General features: G+C 35.8%; 18 protein-coding genes. 13 read left to right on the top strand and 5 right to left on the bottom strand.

The window, feature by feature from the left end:
* Positions 1 to 160 precede the first annotated feature (160 nt).
* Both tsaB and gdhA read left to right on the top strand, forming a co-directional pair.
* Positions 161 to 853: a tRNA (adenosine(37)-N6)-threonylcarbamoyltransferase complex dimerization subunit type 1 TsaB gene (gene tsaB, locus CLV62_RS00215; RefSeq protein ID WP_110308774.1), complete on the top strand. Its 693-nt coding sequence runs from the start codon at positions 161 to 163 to the stop codon at positions 851 to 853.
* Between the two features lie 198 nt (positions 854 to 1,051).
* Positions 1,052 to 2,389, top strand: coding sequence for an NADP-specific glutamate dehydrogenase (gdhA, locus tag CLV62_RS00210; RefSeq protein ID WP_110308773.1), 1,338 nt, complete (start codon positions 1,052 to 1,054; stop codon positions 2,387 to 2,389).
* 161 nt (positions 2,390 to 2,550) lie between these two features.
* Here gdhA and CLV62_RS00205 read toward each other — a convergent pair whose 3' ends face one another.
* The gene (locus CLV62_RS00205; RefSeq protein WP_110308772.1) at positions 2,551 to 3,306 is read right to left on the bottom strand and encodes a GNAT family N-acetyltransferase; all 756 of its coding nucleotides are present in this window, start codon (positions 3,304 to 3,306) and stop codon (positions 2,551 to 2,553) included.
* A 990-nt stretch (positions 3,307 to 4,296) separates the two neighbouring features.
* Here CLV62_RS00205 and CLV62_RS21615 point away from each other — a divergent pair.
* Entirely contained in the window at positions 4,297 to 4,464 is a 168-nt protein-coding gene (locus CLV62_RS21615) for a hypothetical protein (protein ID WP_170119976.1), read from the top strand.
* 137 nt (positions 4,465 to 4,601) lie between these two features.
* On the opposite strand, the gene clpB is transcribed toward CLV62_RS21615, so the two are convergent.
* A complete protein-coding gene (gene clpB, locus CLV62_RS00200) occupies positions 4,602 to 7,190 on the bottom strand; it encodes an ATP-dependent chaperone ClpB (protein WP_110308771.1) in 2,589 nt (862 codons plus the stop codon).
* Between the two features lie 168 nt (positions 7,191 to 7,358).
* A complete protein-coding gene (locus CLV62_RS00195; protein ID WP_110308770.1) occupies positions 7,359 to 8,054 on the bottom strand; it encodes a GDSL-type esterase/lipase family protein in 696 nt (231 codons plus the stop codon).
* Between the two features lie 264 nt (positions 8,055 to 8,318).
* Between CLV62_RS00195 and CLV62_RS00190 the strand changes: the two genes are divergently transcribed.
* The 5 genes from CLV62_RS00190 to CLV62_RS00170 all read left to right on the top strand — a co-directional run bounded on the left by CLV62_RS00190 (position 8,319) and on the right by CLV62_RS00170 (position 14,749).
* The gene (locus tag CLV62_RS00190; RefSeq protein WP_110308769.1) at positions 8,319 to 9,092 is read left to right on the top strand and encodes a LytR/AlgR family response regulator transcription factor; all 774 of its coding nucleotides are present in this window, start codon (positions 8,319 to 8,321) and stop codon (positions 9,090 to 9,092) included.
* A complete protein-coding gene (locus tag CLV62_RS00185; protein WP_110308768.1) occupies positions 9,079 to 10,107 on the top strand; it encodes a sensor histidine kinase in 1,029 nt (342 codons plus the stop codon). Before CLV62_RS00190 ends, CLV62_RS00185 begins: the two co-directional genes overlap by 14 nt.
* A gap of 354 nt (positions 10,108 to 10,461) precedes the next feature.
* A complete protein-coding gene (locus tag CLV62_RS00180; RefSeq protein ID WP_110308767.1) occupies positions 10,462 to 12,786 on the top strand; it encodes a TonB-dependent receptor in 2,325 nt (774 codons plus the stop codon).
* A 35-nt stretch (positions 12,787 to 12,821) separates the two neighbouring features.
* Complete coding sequence (locus CLV62_RS00175) at positions 12,822 to 13,631, top strand: DUF4249 domain-containing protein (protein ID WP_110308766.1); 810 nt, start codon at positions 12,822 to 12,824, stop codon at positions 13,629 to 13,631.
* Between the two features lie 215 nt (positions 13,632 to 13,846).
* Complete coding sequence (locus CLV62_RS00170) at positions 13,847 to 14,749, top strand: DMT family transporter (RefSeq protein ID WP_110308765.1); 903 nt, start codon at positions 13,847 to 13,849, stop codon at positions 14,747 to 14,749.
* On the opposite strand, the gene CLV62_RS00165 is transcribed toward CLV62_RS00170, so the two are convergent.
* Positions 14,743 to 15,360: a DUF7691 family protein gene (locus tag CLV62_RS00165; protein WP_110308764.1), complete on the bottom strand. Its 618-nt coding sequence runs from the start codon at positions 15,358 to 15,360 to the stop codon at positions 14,743 to 14,745. The genes CLV62_RS00170 and CLV62_RS00165 overlap by 7 nt on opposite strands.
* A 318-nt stretch (positions 15,361 to 15,678) precedes the next feature.
* Here CLV62_RS00165 and CLV62_RS00160 point away from each other — a divergent pair, with 318 nt between their 5' ends.
* The 5 genes from CLV62_RS00160 to CLV62_RS00140 all read left to right on the top strand — a co-directional run bounded on the left by CLV62_RS00160 (position 15,679) and on the right by CLV62_RS00140 (position 21,070).
* Entirely contained in the window at positions 15,679 to 16,473 is a 795-nt protein-coding gene (locus CLV62_RS00160) for a thymidylate synthase (protein WP_110308763.1), read from the top strand.
* A 546-nt stretch (positions 16,474 to 17,019) separates the two neighbouring features.
* Positions 17,020 to 17,604, top strand: a complete 585-nt coding sequence (locus CLV62_RS00155; RefSeq protein ID WP_110308762.1) for a hypothetical protein — start codon at positions 17,020 to 17,022, stop codon at positions 17,602 to 17,604.
* Between the two features lie 19 nt (positions 17,605 to 17,623).
* Complete coding sequence (locus tag CLV62_RS00150; protein WP_110308761.1) at positions 17,624 to 19,120, top strand: PKD domain-containing protein; 1,497 nt, start codon at positions 17,624 to 17,626, stop codon at positions 19,118 to 19,120.
* 9 nt (positions 19,121 to 19,129) lie between these two features.
* Positions 19,130 to 19,711, top strand: coding sequence for a hypothetical protein (locus tag CLV62_RS00145; protein WP_110308760.1), 582 nt, complete (start codon positions 19,130 to 19,132; stop codon positions 19,709 to 19,711).
* 105 nt (positions 19,712 to 19,816) lie between these two features.
* Positions 19,817 to 21,070 (top strand): PLP-dependent transferase, encoded by a 1,254-nt coding sequence (locus CLV62_RS00140; RefSeq protein ID WP_110308759.1) that lies wholly within the window; start codon positions 19,817 to 19,819, stop codon positions 21,068 to 21,070.
* A gap of 86 nt (positions 21,071 to 21,156) precedes the next feature.
* Here CLV62_RS00140 and CLV62_RS00135 read toward each other — a convergent pair whose 3' ends face one another.
* On the bottom strand, positions 21,157 to 21,801 hold the full coding sequence (locus CLV62_RS00135) for a rhomboid family intramembrane serine protease (protein WP_110308758.1): 645 nt from the start codon (positions 21,799 to 21,801) through the stop codon (positions 21,157 to 21,159).
* Positions 21,802 to 21,918 lie beyond the last annotated feature (117 nt).

Raw genomic sequence — 21,918 nt, 5'->3', positions numbered from 1 at the left:
TTTTGGTCTATGATCTTTTGTTTTGGTGAATTTTTTTTCATTCAAGTTGATATGGGGTAATTGAGACTATTTAACGGTGCATTTTCGTTTTTGATCTGATCATACTTTTATTATATAGGAAAATCTTAACTTTGTGTCTTTAAAAAAAGCAGAAAGATATATGTCATGTATTTTAAATATAGAAACAGCCACGCCTGTATGTTCGGTAGTTGTTTCAGATAATGGGAAGATTATATTTGAACGAGAAAATACCGTAGGGCCTTCTCATGCGAGTTTGCTAGGGGTATTTGTTGCTGATGCTATGGTGGAAGTGAGAGCTTCGGGGCTAACATTAGATGCAGTGTCGGTTAGTTGTGGTCCCGGATCGTATACCGGTTTAAGAATTGGGATTTCGGAGGCAAAGGGTCTTTGTTATGGTCTGGGTATTCCTATGATAGCTATTAAAACACCTCTTATATTAGCTCAAAAGGTTATTGAGACAGAAGAGGTAGATGCTGATGTCCTTTTATGTCCGATGATAGATGCGCGCCGTATGGAAGTATATGCCGCTTTATATGACAAGCAGTTGAATGTAGTGAGAGATATTGCTGCGGATATTGTCGAAGGTGATTCTTATAAAGAGTATTTATCAAAATCGAAAGTTCTGTTTTTGGGTAATGGAGCTGATAAATGCGATGATTGCATAACAGATAGTAATGCTCGTTTTCTGAAAGGTGTATATCCTTCGGCAAAATATATGGTTCAATTGTCAGAGGATGCGTATGCTGCTAAGCAATTTGTTGATGTTGCTTATTTCGAACCTTTTTATCTGAAGGATTTTGTAGCCACCACTCCTAAAAAGAATATTTTTTAAGGTCTCGAACCCTTTTGTTTTTCTAAAACTGGTTGAAAAATCAATAGAATAAAACTTTTTTTGTTTGTAGCAGAAGCGGTATTGCTTCTGCTATATTTTTTTCTTGAAATGAGTGATTTTTTGCATTGTTATAATGATACTTTATTCTCTTTATTAGTATATTTGGAATGAAAAAATGACTTAAAAAATTAGTCTGATATGGATATTAACAACATTTTGTCATCCTTGGAAGCCAAGCACCCGGGAGAAGTAGAGTATATTCAAGCCGTAAGAGAAGTATTAATCTCAATAAAAGATGTTTATGAACAACATCCTCAATTTGAAAAAGCTCAGATCATAGAAAGGCTTGTAGAGCCCGATCGTGTTCTTATGTTTAAGGTACCTTGGGTTGACGATAAAGGAGCTATCCATGTAAATATCGGTTATCGGGTACAATTTAATAATGCTATAGGTCCATATAAAGGTGGTTTGAGGTTTCACCCTTCTGTAAACCTGTCAATTATGAAATTTCTGGGTTTCGAGCAAACTTTTAAGAATGCTCTGACTACTTTGCCAATGGGTGGAGCCAAGGGAGGTTCAGACTTCAATTGTAAAGGAAAATCTGATGGAGAGGTGATGCGTTTTTGCCAATCCTTTATGTTGGAATTGTGGCGTAATATAGGACCCAATACGGATGTACCTGCCGGAGATATAGGGGTTGGTGCACGCGAAATAGGATATCTATATGGTATGTATAAGAAGTTGGCTCGTGAGAATACAGGAGCTTTCACAGGAAAAGGTATGGAGTATGGAGGTTCGCTTGTTCGTCCTGAAGCTACCGGATTTGGAGGACTTTATTTTGTAAAAGAAATGCTTGCAGCTAAAGGACTTACTCTTGCGGGAAAAACTGTTGCAATATCAGGGTTTGGTAACGTAGCTTGGGGGGCAGCACTAAAAGCTACCGAATTGGGGGCTAAGGTGGTTACTATTTCGGGTCCCGATGGGTATATTCACGATCCGGAAGGTCTTTCGTCCAGAAAGATAGATTATATGCTCGAATTGCGCTATACGGGTGAGGATATTGTTGCACCTTATGCAAAAGCTTTTCCGGAAGCTAAATTTTATGAAGGAAAGCGTCCATGGGAACAGAAAGTGGATATCGCTCTTGCTTGTGCCACTCAAAATGAGTTGGGAGAAGAGGATGCAAAATTACTTCTGTCGAATGGTGTTCAGTGTGTGGCCGAAATTTCTAATATGGGATGTACCGAAGAGGCTATTAAATTATTTATAGAGAACAAAATTCTTTTTGCACCGGGTAAGGCGGTTAATGCAGGAGGAGTTGCAACTTCTGGTTTGGAAATGACTCAGAATGCAATGCATTATCAATGGACTGCGGAGGAGGTAGATCAAAAGCTTCATCAGATTATGTATAGCATCCACGAGCAATGTGTAAAACATGGAGCTGAAAGCGATGGTTATATCAACTATGTGAAAGGTGCAAATATCGCCGGATTTATGAAGGTTGCAAGAGCTACTATTAGTCAGGGGATTATTTAATTAGATTTCGTAATACCGGATAAATAGTAAGGTGGTCTTTATGTCTGTTATGATATTTTGAATCAGGCTATTTTGGTTATACTCATAAGAATAATAGCAAGGTCTACAACCTTAACTAAAGATCCCTGTTCATATTTAGGACAGGGATCTTTTTGTATTTATTATAATTTAGTAATCAGTTGCTTCAACTTCGTTGGGGTAAGTATTTCTTGGGTGTGGAATTTTCCATCTATAAATACGCTGTATGTTGTTGCGGGACAAAAATGATTTTGAGCCTCTTCTCGTGATTTTATTTGATGTGTACGAACAGGAACATCAGAAGATAATATTATGGGCTTTAAAAGTTCTATATAAGGAACAGTGAAGGGGCATTGGGCTGTGTAGAATATATCAATACCTTTTATCTCTTCAGGAAAGCCTCTCTTCGCAGAATCGGCAAACTTCGGTAATTCTGCTCTATTGTCAAAGCGTTTAGCAATCAGCTCAAAGTAGGGTGGAGCGGAGTCAACTGTTTCATATCCAGATTTTAAATAGAATGATTTGTCTGATAAAAAAGGTTTTTTCTTATTTGCCGTTAAGATGACGATTCCTTTCATTCCAGAGCTTTTTGCTTCATTTTCGCATTCTTTCAGCAATTCCGAGCCATAACCTTTTCCTTTGTAGCTACCCGATACCCAATGACAGTTTATAAGCATATATCCTTTTGCTTCGATCGGTAACCATCCCATTTCAACGGGAATATATTCAATAAATACCTTGCCTCGGGCATCCAATTTCTTGAATTTTAGTCCTTCGTTTATCCTGTTTTTGAGCCATTCCTTTTTTTCGGCTATTCCAATGGCACTCGTTTTACTGTCTAAGGCACAGCAGATATGTTCTTCTATAAGATTTTCGTGATTGAGTGTTATGATGTTCATATATGAGAGTTGATTGGAAATGAGGTAAATATAGCTATATTTTTGTATTCTTACATATTTTACCGTTGTCTTTTTTGAAAATTATAAGGTTATTTTATTTCTAATTGCTTCTTTATTTATCTTCTTTTTTTATTTATCTTCTATTTACGATTTCATCGATAGTTTTTCTGTAGATATAATTATCTATATATCTATATTAATTCTTATAATGAGTATGTTAACTTATATCTGTTCGATATCTTAAATATATGTGATTTAAGGGTGCCTTAATTGTTAATATTATCGATGAAATCAATGTTTTTGGCTTATGTATCTATGTTTTTTAGATGTTTGATTGTTAGTATCTGTATTGATATAATATATTCTATAACTTTTAGGGGAAACATATAATGTTAATATATGTTTACTACACTGTTTTCCCTTATCTTATCTTTTATTTGAGTAAAATATCTTCTACGATGGAAAGGCTCTCTCTTGTTGTTTTATAATTTGTTTGGATTTATAGTTGAAATAATTGTTATATTGATGTTTTTCAATGTGTTAAATATTCTATCTGTTTGTTTGGGTTTTGTTTTCTAATTTATGAATAATGAGTGAATTATCTTCTTTATTTGCCCTTTTTATCGGAGAATATTCTATTTTGTTTTATCTGGATAGTTTTTCTTTAAATATATACTTTTTATATTTTATGTTATATTAATATAGGTAAGTATAGTATTTCGTGTTAATTTAGATATTATGGTATTATATATAACTAATTATATAAAGTTTAAATTTTTGATATATAGTTGTTTGTGTCTTATGTTTATTGTGTATTCTAAATTTAATCATCTCGTATTAGTAGATATTAACTATTATGAGTGAAAGCTTAGAATATATAGAATTAGATGATGACTTTGTCGCTATAAAATGAACTATAATTAGTTTGGGTTTGTTTATAACAAATAAATAGGAAGTGATGATCTGTCACCTCTAAAAAAATAATATGTTATGTCTGAAAATAAGGATATTTCCATAGAGAAGCAAACGTTGGAGGAATTAAAGAAATTGAAGAGGGAAAATAGACGCCGTAGAGGAATGTTGCTTATTGCTGCATTGCAAATCAGTTCATTAATAGCTTTTTATTATTTGGGGCGTTCTTCTCATCAAAAGGAGTAAAAATTCAGGTCAATTCAGTGTTCTTTCAAGTGTAACAACTATAATTTGTTGTATCTATCTTGATACTGGTAAATAAAAATAAACTCCGCCTTTCTGAAAATAAGAGAAGCGGAGTTTTTAATGTGCAGAGTTTTGCCTTAGTTTCGGAACTCTAATTCACCATCTTTTATATCTACAGTGATAGGGGTTGACTTATCTACCGACTGAGCTAATAATCGCTTAGACAGAGTATCAAGTACCTGACGTTGTATTACACGCTTCACAGGACGGGCTCCAAATTCAGGATCATATCCTTTGTGAGCGATCCATGATATAGCTTCGTCCGAAAATTCGAGTCTAACACCATTTCCTTTGAGGAGTTTGACAAGACCTTCCAATTGAATCTTGACTACTTTTTCGATGTCCTTTTCGCTTAAAGGTTCAAACATAATTATCTCATCGATACGATTCAAGAACTCCGGACGAATGTTGGATTTCAACATGCTTAAGACTTCTTTTTTAGTTGTTTCTACAACTTCATCGTGATTTTCGGGAGTAATTGTTGCAAAATTTTCCCTGATTAGTCCTGATCCCATATTTGAGGTCATGATGATAATTGTGTTCTTGAAATTAACTACTCGTCCTTTATTGTCGGTCAAACGTCCGTCATCCAATACTTGTAGCAAGATGTTGAATACATCCGGATGAGCTTTTTCTATCTCATCAAACAGCACTACGGAATATGGCTTACGCCGAATCGCTTCGGTTAATTGTCCACCTTCATCATATCCTACGTATCCGGGAGGTGCTCCGATCAGACGGGTAGCACTGAATTTTTCCTGATACTCGCTCATGTCGATACGAGTCATCATATTCTCATCATCGAATAGAAACTCAGCCAATGCTTTTGCCAACTCGGTTTTCCCAACTCCTGTTGTACCCAAAAAGATAAATGATCCTATGGGACGTTTAGGGTCTTGCAAGCCTGCACGACTGCGTCTTATGGCATTCGAGATTCCTATAATAGCTTCGTTCTGACCAACTACCCGTTCGTGTAATTCATCTTCCAGATTTAGTAGTTTCTCGCGTTCGCTTTGTAGCATCTTGTTGACAGGTATGCCAGTCCAGCGCGACACCACATCGGCTATGTCAAAAGCATCTACTTCTTCTTTTACCATTGCAGTGCTTCCTTGCATACTGTGTAATTGAGACTGCAGTTTGTCTATTTCACTTTCGAGGTCCTTTATTTTACCATATCGTAATTCGGCTACTTTTCCGTAATCGCCTTCGCGTTCGGCTTTGTCTGCTTGAAACTTAGCGTCTTCAATCTCTATTTTATTGTGCTGAATTTTATTAATGACATCTTTTTCGGATTGCCATTTGGCTCTTAAATTTTTTTCTTCTTCTTTCAGAAGACTGATTTCTTTGCTAAGTTGAGCCTCTTTATCTTTGTCGTTTTCACGCTTGATAGCCTCACGCTCAATTTCTAATTGTTTGATACGGCGGCTCTTTTCGTCTAGTTCTTCAGGAACGGAATCAACTTCCATCCGAAGTTTAGCAGCGGCTTCATCCATCAAGTCGATAGCTTTATCCGGTAAAAAACGGTCGGTTATATAGCGGCTCGAAAGCTGAACTGCCGAAATAATAGCTTCGTCTTTGATACGTACCTGATGATGGTTTTCGTACTTCTCTTTCAATCCTCTAAGGATAGAAATGGTATCTAATTCGCTGGGTTCGTCTACCATTACTATCTGAAACCTGCGTTCTAGAGCCTTGTCTTTTTCGAAATATTTTTGATATTCGTCTAAAGTTGTCGCACCGATGGAGCGTAATTCGCCACGAGCTAAAGCTGGTTTTAATATGTTAGCAGCATCCATTGCCCCTTCACCTTTACCTGCTCCTACAAGAGTGTGTATTTCGTCGATGAAAAGGATGATTTCGCCTTCGGCTTTGGTTACTTCGTTTACTACGGATTTGAGACGTTCTTCAAATTCTCCTTTATATTTAGCTCCTGCTATTAAAGCACCCATATCCAAAGAATAGATTTGTTTGCTTTTTAAGTTTTCGGGTACATCTCCACGAATAATCCGATAGGCTAATCCTTCGGCTATGGCTGTTTTTCCTGTACCGGGTTCACCTATGAGGATAGGATTATTCTTGGTGCGGCGGCTTAATATCTGCAATACACGACGGATTTCTTCGTCACGACCAATCACAGGATCGAGTTTGCCGTCTCTGGCTCTTTGAGTCAGATTGATTGCAAATTTCTCAAGTGACTGATAGGTGTCTTCTGCCGATTGGCTGTCTACTTTGCTGCCTTTTCTCAATTCAATAATAGCTTGTTGCAATCCGTTTTCGGTAATGCCTGCATCTTTCATTATTTGAGAAGCGGTACTTTTTTCAGCAAGTATACCGAGTAAAATATGCTCTATGGATACATACTGATCGTCCATTTTTTTGGCTAGATCAGATGCTTTTTGTAGTGCAGCATTACTTTCTCTGCTCAAATAGGGTTCGCCTCCCATCACTTTTGGATAGGATTCTATTTGCCTTTCGAGAAGAGTAGTTAGGTTCTGAGGATTTACTCCTTGTTTCTGAAAGAGAAAATTCACAATATTATCGCCTGTTAAAATAGCTGATAATAATACGTGGCTGGTTTCCACTGCTTGTTGATTTCTCTCTCTTACGATCTCAATTGCTTTTTGTAAAGTTTCTTGAGATTTAATAGTAAAGTTATTGAAATTCATATATTATATCTCCTTTCTTTATTTCGTTTGTATTCTATTTTAGTAGTCATTCTGCAAATTATTTGCCATAGCTTGTTTTGTGTCAAAATGTCAGTAGGAGGGGTTTCGAAATGAAAAAGCATAACCTGATAAGGCTATGCTTGAACTATATTTTGCATTGTTACTGTCTTATTGTTGTAATGCTTTCTCAATAGCTTCTTTAGCCAAAGGTTCCATAATGCGGTATCCTTTTATTTTTGGATGAACCCCGTCGTCTCCATATTTTATATCCAAACCATTGTCTTTGTCTTTAAGTGCCGAGTGATAATCGATATACGGGATGTTGTTTGCATCAGCATAATTTATTATTCTGACATTGAGATCTATAACTTTATTAGCTACATCGGGAATATCAGGACTCCATCGATACTGCTTAGTCGGTAAAAGTAATCCCAGAACGACCTTTATATTATTAGCTTGTGCCAATTGAACCATCGAAATTATGTTTCCCAAAGTAATTTCAGGATTATATGTATCTGCACCTTCGGCAATATCATTTGTGCCTGCATTTATAACAACCAGACGGGGTTTTAGTTTAATAACATCTTCTCTCATTCTGAGCAGAATCTGTGCACTTGTTTGTCCACTTATGCCTCGTCCTATATAATTATTATTGATGAAAAAATCGCGGTCTAAGCCTACCCAGTTTTCAGTAATAGAATTTCCTATAAAAACTGCGTCAATTTGCTTTGTTGATCCCATAAGTTCTTTGTTGTTGGCTTGATAACGATTTATATTTGCCCAATCTTTATTTTGTGCAGAAGCTGTTATTGTGGTGAAGAATAAGATAGAATATAAAAGTGCCTTTTGTATTATTGATTTCATCTTTATTTTTTTTACTGATAAAGGTAGAAAAAATATGGTTATAAGATTTCGACTTATGAGGAGAAAAAGAGGTATTTGATCTTTTAAGCATACTGTGTTGTTGATGTTGCAAAATTAACTTTAGCCTTGAATTTTTTTAAGATTAGTATAGATATTCTAAAATTGATCTTCAAAATATTAAAGTTTATCTGAAATCGGATGGTTATTTTGAGATAATATCTATAATGTCATACCTTTGAGTCTAAATTGTATATTTATTTTGATATGATTCAGTCCCAACAACATATAAAATACCTGATAGTAGAAGATGAGCGATTGGCATATGAGGAGCTAAAGCGAATGATAAGTAAATTGCGCCCCGAATACATATTTTCGGAGCGAACGGAGACTGTTGAACAAACAATCTCTTTTCTCCGAAATAATAAGGTAGATCTTATTATGTTGGATATAAGGTTGGCGGATGGTGACTGCTTCGAAATATTCAACCATGTCTCAGTGTCTACACCTGTTATTTTTACGACTGCTTATGATGAGCATGCTGTGCAAGCTTTTAAATTGAATAGTATTGATTATTTATTGAAGCCCATTGAAGAGAATGACCTGAGAGATGCTCTAATAAAATATGAGCAGTTTTACCAATCAAAACAAACTTCTTTTGATTATAGACAGTTGGGGGAAGTGATAACTCAAAAGGTAAAAAGCCGTTTTCTTATTCAAAAGGGAGATTCTTATTTCTATATTGAAGCAAAGGATATTGCGTTTTTTTATAGTGAAGATAAGGCTGTTTTTCTGCATTCGTTTGATAACAAACGGTATATTATTGATTATACATTGGATGAATTGGAAAAGCTTCTGGGAAAATCGATTTTCTTTCGGGCTTCACGTAATTGCATCACTAATATAAAAGCAATACGCGATATATCAAAATATTTTAATAGCCGTCTCAAACTTTCCTTTCAGCCCGAATGTCCTCACGAGATTCTGGTTAGTAGAATACGGGTTGCAGACTTTTTGAAGTGGGTTGATGGAATCGTATAATAAAAGCAAATTGGTTATGGTAAATAGTCGAAAAGGCAATATTATAATTTTCATCATCATTATTGCTTTTTTTGAATTTTTGTTTGAGTGGGTCTACTATGTTATGACCGGTCTGGATGAGGAGAGCTTTTATAAAGGGCTTATTTCGGACTTGCCTTTTGTGATAATTATGGGGTTTGTAAGCTTATTGATTGTTCATACTTCTAATAAATATTTTAAATACAAAGACAATATATACATACGTGTTAGTTTCGAACTATTTGTATCTCTTGTATTTGCTTGTACATATTCTTTTCTGCTTAACTATGTATTTGGTAACTTGTTTTTTGAAGAGGCTGTCTATCCGGAACTACCATCCCTTATTATATTAGTATTGGGTAATTCCTTTATTATTTTGATACTTGAGTTGTTTTTCTATAATCAACGTCAATTGGAATCTCAAAAACACATTGCTGTGATAGAGAAGGAAAAAATAGAGTATTTGTACTCTACCTTAAAAACTCAGGTGCATCCGCATTTTTTATTTAATAGTCTGAATGTTTTATCCTCGCTGATATTTGAAGATCCTCAAAGAGCAAATATATACACTAAGAAGTTATCGAATGTGTACAGATACTTATTGTCTACCAATACTCAGAAAAGCGTATTGGTGAAGGACGAGATATCATTTGTAGAGTCTTATCTTTATTTGCTGTTGATAAGATTTGAAGATGCTCTGCAAATAAATATAGCGGGAAACCGCGAGATACAAAAGCAGGTAATTCCTGTCAGCATTCAGTTATTGATCGAGAATGCAATAAAGCACAATGTTGTATCTGTCGATAGACCTCTTCTTGTGGAGATAAGTATAACTTCAGATTATATCGAAGTAACAAATAATATACAACCGCGTCTTAATGTAGAAGAGAGCGGGCATGGATTAAGCAATCTGCAAAAGCAATATACGCTATATGATAAAGAAATAGAGGTTTCGAAAACAAGAAGTCGGTTTATTGTGAGAATTCCATATCTATAAAACAACATAGAATTTTTGCAGTTTGTCCTGTTAATAATGTAGTTCGTCGATAATCTCTTTAAAGTAAGGTTTATTTGTTATTCTTTTGTAGAAGAAACAGAAAGGAAATTTCTTAATCTGAACTTTATCTAAAAGTTAATAAAGTAAGCTTTTTTGATGTATTCCTTTTGCTATGTTATGGTTATATATTATTTCTTGCAAGAGTAAAAGGGTAACACATTGATCATATCAATTATATTTATGAACTAAATGGGAGAGTTTAACGTAATTTAGCTGTTAAAAGTTATGCTTTTAATATCTTTGCGACTCCAAAAGAATTTTGACGAGAAACGATATCTAATTTTATATACTAATATGAGCAAGTTTTTTAGGCTAAGTTTTGGGTTTATCCTATTCTTTTTATTGCCACTTTCGGCAATTGCACAAAACTATACTGTACGAGGTAAGATTGTAGACGAAAAGACAAATGAGGTTCTCGCGGGAGTGCCTGTCGGAGTACTTGAAAAAACGGCAACAGGCGTTTTTACTAACAATAACGGTGAGTATAAAATTACTTTACCCAAAGGAAACTATTCTTTAATTGTCAGGTATGTTGGGTATGAAGATAAAAAAGTGAAGATTTCTTTAACTAAAGATATTGTAGAGAATATATCGCTTGAATCTTCCTCTATCGATTTGAATGAAGTAGTAGTTTCATCAAGAAGAGCTGATGAGAATATTGCGAGTGTACAAACAGGCGTAGAAAAGATGAGTATTCAGGAAATAAATAAATTACCTGTACTATTTGGAGAACGCGATTTAGTAAAAGCAATCCAATTGATGCCGGGTGTTAAATCGGCAGGAGAAGGGGGGACAGGTTTCTATGTTCGTGGAGGTAGTTCCGACCAGAATCTTGTATTGCTTGACAACGTAGGTGTGTATAATGCCTCTCACTTGATGGGTTTCTTCTCGGCATTTAACTCAGATATGGTAAGGGATGTTACTTTATATAAAGGAGCTTTACCTTCTCAATACGGAGAGCGTTTGTCTTCGATTCTGGATGTTCAGATGCGTGACGGGGATAATCAAGACTATCATGTGAACGGAGGACTGGGGCTTATTTCTTCTAAACTGAATGTGGAAGGTCCTATAAAGAAAGGAAAATCGAGCTTTATCGTAGGTGCGAGACGCACATATGCCGATGTAATAGCTCGTGCGTTCGGGTCGGAAGATATTAAGAATACAACTTTGTATTTTTATGACTTGAATATGAAATTGAATTTTCAGCTTTCGGATAAAGATCGTTTGACTTTCACAGCATATACCGGTCAGGATAAATTGGGCATAGCCGATGTGGTAGATACCGATTGGGGTAATACCGTTGGAACTCTTAAGTGGAACAGAACGATGAGTAATAAGTGGAATTCATCTACGGCTCTAATCTACAACAGGTATTCATATAATATAGCTGTGGATATGAATCAGGATATACATATAGCGTCTATAATAAATGATTATGCTTTGAAACAGGAGTTTACTTATTTGCAAAGTGCGGCTTCTACATGGAAACTGGGGGTACACTCTACATACCATGATATTGCTCCCGGAAAATTAGATATACCGTTGGATAAAGGTGTTTCCAGACGTTTACAAAACAGATATTCCTGGGAAAACGGTGTCTTTGCTTCAAACACATTGAAGGCTACCGATCGTCTCGAAATAATGTATGGATTGAGGGTGTCGGCATTCTCGGTTTTAGGTGCAGGCGATTTTTATAATCTCAATGAAAACCATGAAGTTATCGATACGGTATCTTATAAATCGGGTGAGTTTGTAAAAACATACCTTAATTTGGAGCCACGCTTTTCTACGGCTTACAGGTTGAACAATGTATCGTCAATAAAGGCAGCCTATGCAAGAACTACTCAAAGTATGCACTTGTTGTCGAATTCAACATTTGCAACGCCTTACGACCGTTGGGTATCCACCTCTAACAATATAAAACCTCAGATTGCCGATCAGTTTACATTAGGGTATTTCCGTAATTTCGCCAACAATCTTTTCGAATTTAGTGCAGAGGTATATTATAAGGATATGAGAAATCAAATCGATTTTAAGGACAATGCACTGACATACGGTAATGATGATGTGGAAACCGAACTTTTATTCGGTAAGGGTAGGGCATACGGTATTGAATTTCTCTTCAAAAAACGAGTTGGAAGGTTGAGCGGATGGGTTGGTTATACCTTGTCGAAATCCGAAAAGAAGATTGATGGTATCAATAATAATGAATGGTATGATGCTGTTCAGGACAGAACACACGAAATTTCGATGGTGGCAATGTATAATTTGAATGATAAATGGACGCTTTCGGGTGCCTGGATATATTACACCGGAAATGCAGTCACATATCCCAGTGGAAAATATCAGGTAGATGGCAAAGAAATAGTATATTATGCCGAAAGAAACGGCTACAGAGCTCCTGATTATCATCGTCTCGATTTAGGTGCAACTTGTGTATTGAAAAAAACAAAGAAATTCTATTCGGAACTGGCATTTAGCTTGTACAATGCCTATGGTCGTGAGAATACTTATTTTATTGAGTTCCGAACGAATGACGACGATCCTTCGAAATCATCGGCGTACCAATATTCATTATTCCGTTTTGTTCCATCTATTTCGTGGAATTTCCGATTCTAAGCGTATCATTTTATAAATTAAAGTTCAAATAAAATATGAATATCAATATCAATAAACATATAACAACAATTGCAGCAATAATATCGCTTTTCGTATTCACGTCGTGTGAAAAAGAAATAGATGTTGATCTTAAATCCGCTGAGCCCAAATTGGTGATCGAAGGGCTTGTAACAGCCGATTCGCTTGCCAAGGTAAAACTTACGATGTCGAAAAACTTTATTAGTGATAATACGTTCGATCCGGTTTTAGGAGCCCTTGTTTCTGTTTCGGATAATACAGGAAATTCTGAAATTTTACAGATGTCTGATGATGGTATGTACAGGTCTAAAAATCTGAAAGGAGTTCCCGGACGGACTTACAACCTGAAAGTTACTGTAGAGGGGCAAGAGTATACAGCATCATCTGCGATGTCTCCACACACAGTGAAGATCGATTCTATTACCATGTATCCTATTCCTTTATTTAAATACGCGTTTCCGATGATTCACTTTCAAGATCCTAAAGGATCGAAGAATTATTACAGAGAGCTGTTGTATATAAACGGCAAACGTAAGAAACTCGATGAGGATGCAACAGATACAGACGATCGCGAAGGGTTTTATATGAGCCGTATAGTTCCTGCTTATAAAGAAAACGGCAGTACTGAAGACCCGATCAAGAAAGGTGATACTATTACAATAGAGCACCAGCTTTTGGATAAAGGAGCTTATACCTTCTTCGAAACTTTAGGAAGAATAAGTTCTTCGTTGACCAATCCTACAAGTAATATTAAAGGTGGAGCCTTAGGATATTTCAGTGCATATACTTACGATCGTCAAACAATAATTGCCGATTGGACTGAATAAGGTTAATACTTCAACTTATACAGACAGCCCCCTCAATTTTTTATTGTAGGGGGTTGTTTTTTTGATCAAAGTGTTATAACTTTGCACCTTAGATAAGGTTTTTTGCGCTGTATCCCAACATTAGGGAAGAGAATCGGGGATATATGCAAACTTTTTGTAAATTTTTGTTTTTACATGCCCTAATAGTTTAATGTAAAATTTAAATTATTTGAGTAATGAAGAAAAGTAGAATTTACTTAGGTCTTTTAGTGCTAGGTACAGCTTTTTGGGGAATCTCGTTCCCTCTTGTTAAGGAAGGCATCTCTATCGTCCATCCATTTTCATTTTTAATGTATCGTTTCCTGCTTGCAGCACTGGTGTTGTCAATCTTGTTTTCTAAGCAATTGAAACAGATAAATTGGCAAACAATCAAATATGGTGTATGGGTAGGTATACCCCTACTTTTGGCTATTTTATTACAAACAATTGGTTTGCAATATACATCGTCGGCTAATGCTTCTTTTATTTCGGGTATGGACGTATTGTTGATACCTATTCTTAAGTTTTGTGTATTTCGTAAAGCTATTAAACCCAAAACATGGCTTGCTTGTACAATGGCTTTGGCGGGTTTGTATGTAATTGCGATGGCTTCTGCCGGTAGTAGTTTCAATAGAGGTGATATGTATGCTGTGGGTGGTGCAATAGCCTTCGCAGCCTATGTGTTGATGGTTGGAAAATACAATAACAAGGTAGAAACTATATCGTTGGTTATTGTGCAATTATATACTTGTACAATAGTTTATGCGGTATTGGCTTTTGCTACTGTCGATTTCAGCCACATGGTATTGCCTATGGATTGGAATGTATGGAAAGCAGTTCTATTTACCGGAATTTTCGCAACAGCTTATATGTATGGAATACAAAATGTTTCTCAAAAATATATAGAAGAAGAAAAGGTGGCGCTTACTTATCTATGTGAACCCGTTTTCGCAACGCTGGCAGCCTATGTATTGATTAGCGAACCTATTACCATACGCACCATTATAGGAGGAGGTCTTATTCTGTTATCAATGTTTATTTCAGAATATAGATTTAAATATATTCCTTTTTTAAGGACTGTGGATAAGGTGCATCAATGACAAAATGAGATGAGACTAAGGTTATTTTCATTACAGAAATCAATGTTTTCTTTGAATCCCTTGATGCTGTTATAGACAAAGGCTTTAGTCTCATCTTTTTCTTTTTGGGTTTGCCATAACAAATCTATTTGGCTATTGGTTAGTATGACGTTTTGCAATTCGTCAGATAGTAAAGATATTTGTAGAGGAGAGATTGCTCCGGCTAATGGAAAGGTCGCAACATCGGGTAACCCTAAATCGGGAAAATTATTTAATAATACTTCAGCAACAGTAGTTTCGATGCCAAAGTCAGACCTAAGGTAACTATCTATCATTTCGGTTTCGTTATCCAGTTCTATATCCTGATTATATGGTAGCTGTTGTCCCAGAAAAGCGAAAATAGAAATCAGAGCATACCAGTAGGCATGTGCAGAATGTTTCTTATAAGGCTCCCCATGTATTATTTGTCTAAGAGCTTCTTTGGTTGATACCTGATTCTCCAAGTCTTGACTTGCATAATTTTTAAACACATCATTATCTTGAATTTGATCGAATAATAATGAATCGTGTGAATCAAAGACTTTTTTTACCTGCTCAATATCGGCGGCGAACGAAAATATACAGTATTCCATATTATAATTAAAGTTTGGCGTTAAAAAAGTATTCGATTTTTAGCTAAGGGATGCAATATATGAAATATATTATTGACAATGATTTAAAAATATGCTATTTTTGAACATATTTATAAAGCATGTTTTGTAGTTTTTGACTCATTTTCGGCTATTATAAATGTCATAATGAAAGTTTGTTTTACCTTTGTAATGCGACAATGAATATGGTTGAAATTAAATGAAAGTATTTGACGGATTACTTTAGAATTATCCAAAGTTTTTAGTTTTATACTTTCTTATAAATCAATGAGTCTCATACCTTAATTAATTAACGAAACGATGAAGCAATATATAGATTTAGTACAACGCGTTCTGAGCGAAGGAGTGCAAAAAGAAGATAGAACCGGCACTGGTACTATCAGCGTATTTGGGCATCAAAGCCGTTATAATATGGCAGATGGTTTTCCGATGCTTACCACCAAAAAATTACACCTGAAATCTATCGTTTACGAATTACTGTGGTTTTTGGCAGGTGATACCAATGCCAAATATTTACAGGATAATGGAGTACGTATCTGGAACGAATGGGCAGACGAGAACGGCGATTTGGGGCATATCTACGGATTTCAATGGCGTTCGTGGCCAGATTATAACGGAGGACATATCGACCAGATTACCGAAGTTGTGAACACAATTAAGAATAATCCTGATTCGCGTCGTATAATAGTAAGTGCTTGGAATGTAGCTGATATTCCTAACATGAATTTACCGCCTTGCCATGCATTTTTTCAGTTCTATGTAGCAGATGGTAAACTGAGCTTGCAATTGTATCAGCGTAGTGCCGATATTTTCTTGGGAGTACCTTTCAATATTGCCTCTTATGCTTTGTTGCTAAAAATGATGGCTCAGGTTACTGGACTTGAAGCGGGAGATTTTGTGCATACTTTAGGAGATGCTCATATTTATACAAATCACATCGATCAGTTGAAAATGCAAATGGAACGCGAATTGCGTACTTTACCTCAAATGATTATCAACCCTGATGTAAAAAGTATATTCGATTTTAAATTCGAAGACTTCAAACTAGAAGGGTATGATCCCCATCCGCATATTAAAGGTGAGGTTGCTATATAATAATATAAAGAGACAAATTTGAGGTGATCCGATTTGTCTCTTAACAAATTTGTAGTATATTTGCCATTGTGCAATAACTATTTACGTTCGGAATGACTAATTATTTAACAAACATATCAGTGATTAATAATCTAAATTTTAACTATTTAGGTTTGCCTATGTGCGTTGAAATATTAGAGAGAGAGAGAGAGAGAGAGAGAGAGAGAGAGAGAGAGAGAGAGAGTAGAAGATAACCTCCATACCTATTCACAAAACATTTCTTTTATCATTTTAGGCAGATTTTTCTGTCTTTTGTTGTTGTCAGCTCCAAGCACAAGCCAATTTCCTAAAATACAATATTTTCCCCATAAATACAACAATCATAGATTAGCCGGTCTGGATTGTAGTACAAGCATTTTGTTTTTTTTGTTGTCGTTCAAAAGCTTTACTGCAAAATATCCTGACCTATGGCATAGCTATGTGCAGCAGTGGTGTGTAGTGATTACACGCTACTGCTTTTCTTATTCTTATACTGAAAATTTACTAACTAATTTATCACATACAACAATGAAAAGAATAATTCTATTACTTATCGTAATCGGTTTTTTCAGTCCCATCTATTCACAGGTAGGTATTAACACTAAAGTGCCACATGCAAGTGCTGCCCTTGATATTATGAGCCCTGCCAATAATCAAGGAGTATTATTACCTCGTATGGGTACTGCGGCTAAGGAAGCTATTCCCAATCCGGCATCAGGATTAATCGTTTACGATACCGACAAGCAATGTTTGTCGCAAAACGTAGGAACAGAAGCCAGTCCTATCTGGATTTGCTTGGCTCAGAATCAGACAAGATTTTTTTATATGCCTTCAGTAGCCATCAGCGCAAAAACGTTAGGGGTTGTGGCTACTCCTTTGGATTTGTACAATGAGTATAAAAAGCAATTTGCCACGCCCATGGTAAAGAATACCAGCGCACCTGCTAATATCCCTTATTTCCCTGTAGCTACCGATTTACATTATTATATAACTTATTACGATGCCAATGTTCTTAAAATAAATAATGTAAGTAATGACGGGAAGGTTACTTACGAAATCATTAAAGTAGCCGACTACAACTCGTTTCTCAATGTTGTATTTGTCGTAAAATAAGTGCATTAAATATACTACAATGAAAAAAATAATATTCATACTATTACTTGTATTTACTCAACACGCTTACTGCCAAAAAGAAGCGTACCATTGGTATTTTGGAACTAACACAGGGCTTGACTTTTCTAATACACATACAGAATCAACCTCATTAGGAAATGTTTTAGGAGTACCAAGTACAGTGCAGGGTCCTATAAGTACTTTCGAAGGTTGCTTTTCTATATCAGACAAGGATGGTAATTTTTTGTTTGCGTCTGATGGTATTACGGTATATAATAAGAACTTGGTTACTATGCAGAATGGAACAGGGCTTTTAGGGCATCCATCCTCTACTAATTCGGGTATTGTGATTCCTGTGCCCGATAACCCTTCTTTATATTATATTATTACGGCTCCCGACCGAAATAATACAGCTCCGGGACTTTGTTATTCAACAGTAAATATGTCTGCAAATGGAGGGTTGGGAGCAGTGGTATTAAAAAATGTATCCCTTACCTTCGGAAGTTCAGGGTACCCAATCACTCATGCTTATGAAAACCTAACAGCAGTGGGGCATGCCAATGGAAAAGATTATTGGGTAGTAAGTCGTGTAAGAAGTAAAATATTTGCGTGGCTGATAACTTCTGCCGGAATTAATGTTACTCCCGTGATTTCAGAAATAGGTATGGATTTGGGGATTCCTACAATTGCTCCCAGCAGTATTGGTGTAGGTACTACTAAAATATCACCAGATGGCAAACGTATTATTCATGCGGATTACAGATTCGATTCAAACCATTATCTGACAATAGGGAATTTTGACACTTCTACGGGTAAGGCTTCGAGTTTTCAGTTTATTTCTACTTATCTTGAGAACCTATACAGTCTCGAATTTTCGCCTACAGCAAACTATCTTTATTTTACTGCAATCGAGAGAGGAGATAGAGGACTGTATATGAAGCCTATTAATAATATATCAGCCCCATTTACAAGGATTTTGCCGAATGCAAATATCGATAATGTGCAGCTTGGTCCGGATAATAGGATATATGCTATTGGAAATCAACAATCTTCTTTATGGATTATTTTGGATCCGGATAATGGAGGTACTCAAATAGCCGAAGTTCCTAATAAATTTATCTCTCCTCGTTTGCCTCGCTTGGGATTGCCTCCGTTTATTACTTCTTTCTTTAACATTAAACCGATAAAAGGAAAAGAAATAGTCTGTGTTGGTAACAGTGCGGAATATTCGGTCGAGATTCCCTCAATTGGTAGTGGCACTCAGCAAATAGCGTACTTAGAATGGAACTTTGGCGATGGTACTCCCGTCGTAAAAGATTACAATATGAGTAGTTCTATCACCACTTATAAACAAAGCCATACTTATAATATTGAAGGAGTGTACACCATCAGGGTAACTCCCTATCTGGTTAATGGACTAGCCGAAAGCAGTAAAATAACTACTATCACAAATACTGTAGCCGAATGTAAAGTGGTTACGAATAGAATGATCCGATCAGATCTTCTTCCAAACTAAAATAGAATAATGATGAATAAAATAATATTACTTACACTAACTCTTTTGATTTCCAATCTGGCATATTGTCAGATAGGAGTTAATACTGAAAATCCTCATACCAGTGCTATTCTAGAAGTTAGTAGTACCAATAGAGGAGTACTTTTGCCACGACTAACAACTCTAGATAAGGAAGCCATGCCGTCACCTTCAAATGGGCTTTTGGTATATGATACCGATAAGCAATGTATATCTCAAAACATAGGAACGGAAACCAATCCTCAATGGATGTGTTTGACCCAGAATGCAACACGTTTCTTTTATATGCCATCCATTAATATTCCTACTCCCAATTTAGGTGCAGTAGCAACACCTCTGGACTTGTATGCCGAATACAAGAAACAGTTTAATACGCCCTCAGGAAAGAACGCTACTGCCCCTAGTGTAATCCCTCACTATACTACTGCCAATCAGTTGCATTACTATATCACCTACTATGATACCAGTGTCTTGAAAATAAACAATATTACGGACGATGGAAAGATGACTTATTCGATCGTAAAAAAAGCAGATTATGATACGTATATGAATGTGGTTTTTGTAGTGAAATAATAGAAAATATTTTATTATTCAGCTAGATTTATTTTATGAAAAAGGGACAGCTTATTTGTAAATACACTACCTTTGATTATAGAAATCATATAGAGTATTGTTATTATGGAATTAGAAGATTGTCAAAGCGAGAAATTTGCTACTCGTATTATAGGTGCTAAATTTAAAAAGGAAGATGCACATGGAGCTATAAGTATGCCTATCTATCGGAATGCCGCATTTGAATATCCTTCTTCGGAAGCTATTGCGAATGCTTTTCAGAATAAAACCGATAGCCACACTTATTCTCGAATATCCAACCCTACAGTCGAAAATCTGGAGTTGAGAATGAAAATTGCTTCAGGGGCCGAAAGTGTGATGGCTGTTAGTTCGGGTATGGCTTCAATCTCCAATACATTTATGGCATTGGCTTATGCAGGTAGTAATATTGTAACATCGCCTCACTTATTTGGCAATACTTTTTCTTTGTTTCAATTTACTCTGGCTGAATTTGGCGTAGAAGTTCGTTTCGTGAATACTGATAATCTGTCGGAAATAGAAGCTGCAATTGACGAAAATACATGTGCTTTCTTTTGCGAATTGATTACTAATCCTCATATGGAAATAGCTGATTTACCTAAGATAGCAGCTATAACTAAAGCCAAGGGTGTTCCTTTAATTGTAGATACTACTATCGTCCCTTGGTGCGGATTCTCTGCAAAGAAACATGGTGTGGATATAGAGATTGTTTCTACCACTAAATATATATCGGGTGGTGCAACCAGTGTAGGTGGAGCTATCCTCGATTATGGAACATTCGATTGGTCGAAGAGTAAGAAGTTGGCAAAAGCAGTATCTAACAATACATCTATGTCGGCTTTTATGTATAAGATCAAACGCGAGATTGCCCGTAATATAGGTGCTTGTATGGATTCTGAGACAGCCTCATTACAGGCCTTAGGTATGGAGTCATTAGAACTTCGTTTCGAACGTATGTCTCAATCGGCTTATTATTTAGCTTTGTATCTTTCTGAAAACAGTAAAGTGAAAAGGGTAGGATATACCAAATTAGAAAGTTCTCCATATAAGAAGATTTCGGATCAGTTATTCCCCTCTAATCCGGGAGCGATGTTGACATTTAATTTGGCAACGAAACAAGACTGTTATCGCTTTATGGATAGATTAAAAGTGATCCACAGAGCTACAAACTTATTTGATAATAAAACTTTAATAATACATCCAGAATCAACAATCTATGGAACATTCACACCCGAAATGAAACAAGTGATGGGTATTGAAGATAATCTATTACGTTTGTCTGTAGGTATTGAAGATGTCGAAGATTTGAAAAAAGATATTCTACAAGCATTAGCTTTTTGAAGTGTACTAATTTGCACTTTTGACTATAAAATAAAAACCCGATCATACTTAAGGATGATCGGGTTTTTATATAAGTACCATTTATTTTATTTTTCCTTATAAACGAAATATCCTAAAGCGATAATAGGCAATGATATTAAAGCTATAAAATAACCATGTATTAATAGAACTTGGGGTAAAAATAATATTAATAGAAGTAATCCTACAATTGCTCCGCCTAAGTGTGCTGCATGGCCTATATTACCGATTGATCTTTTCATTCCATATACCGAATATGCTAAATACAATATTCCGAATACCCATCCCGGCATAGGTATGAAAAAAAATCCCATCATACGTTCGGGATCTGTTGCAATAGAGGCAAATAATACCCCGCAAACTCCACCGGAGGCTCCTATGGCAGTGTATATGGAGTCTCGTCTATACATCCACAGAGATAATGTATTTCCTCCTATAATAGCAGCCAGATAAAGTACAAGAAACTTGACCGGTCCTATATAAGCTACCAATACAGGTGCAAAAAAATACAACGTCAGCATATTGAATAGCAAGTGCATAAGATCAGCATGAAGGAAAGCGGCAGTTAGCATCCTGTCATATTGCTTCATTTCGAGAATTGCATAAGTACTGAACTTATAACGATCGAAAAATTGTCTGTTATTAAAACCTATATAGCTTGTTATTGCCGTAATAATTATAATCGCAAAAATTACAAGAGTACCTAAATCCATTTGAATCTTTTTTAGTTCGATGCAAAAATAGCATATTATTTGTATTGATAAAGCATACCTAAGTAACAGTAGGTATTTAATGTAATATTATTTATTGATAACCGCTATTTATGCTTA

Source organism: Indolivaga alginatilytica (genome assembly GCF_003201355.1).
Taxonomy (GTDB): domain Bacteria; phylum Bacteroidota; class Bacteroidia; order Bacteroidales; family Dysgonomonadaceae; genus Dysgonomonas_A; species Dysgonomonas_A alginatilytica.
Note: the sequence above shows the minus strand (reverse complement) of the source record. Positions and strands in the feature narration are given on the sequence as shown.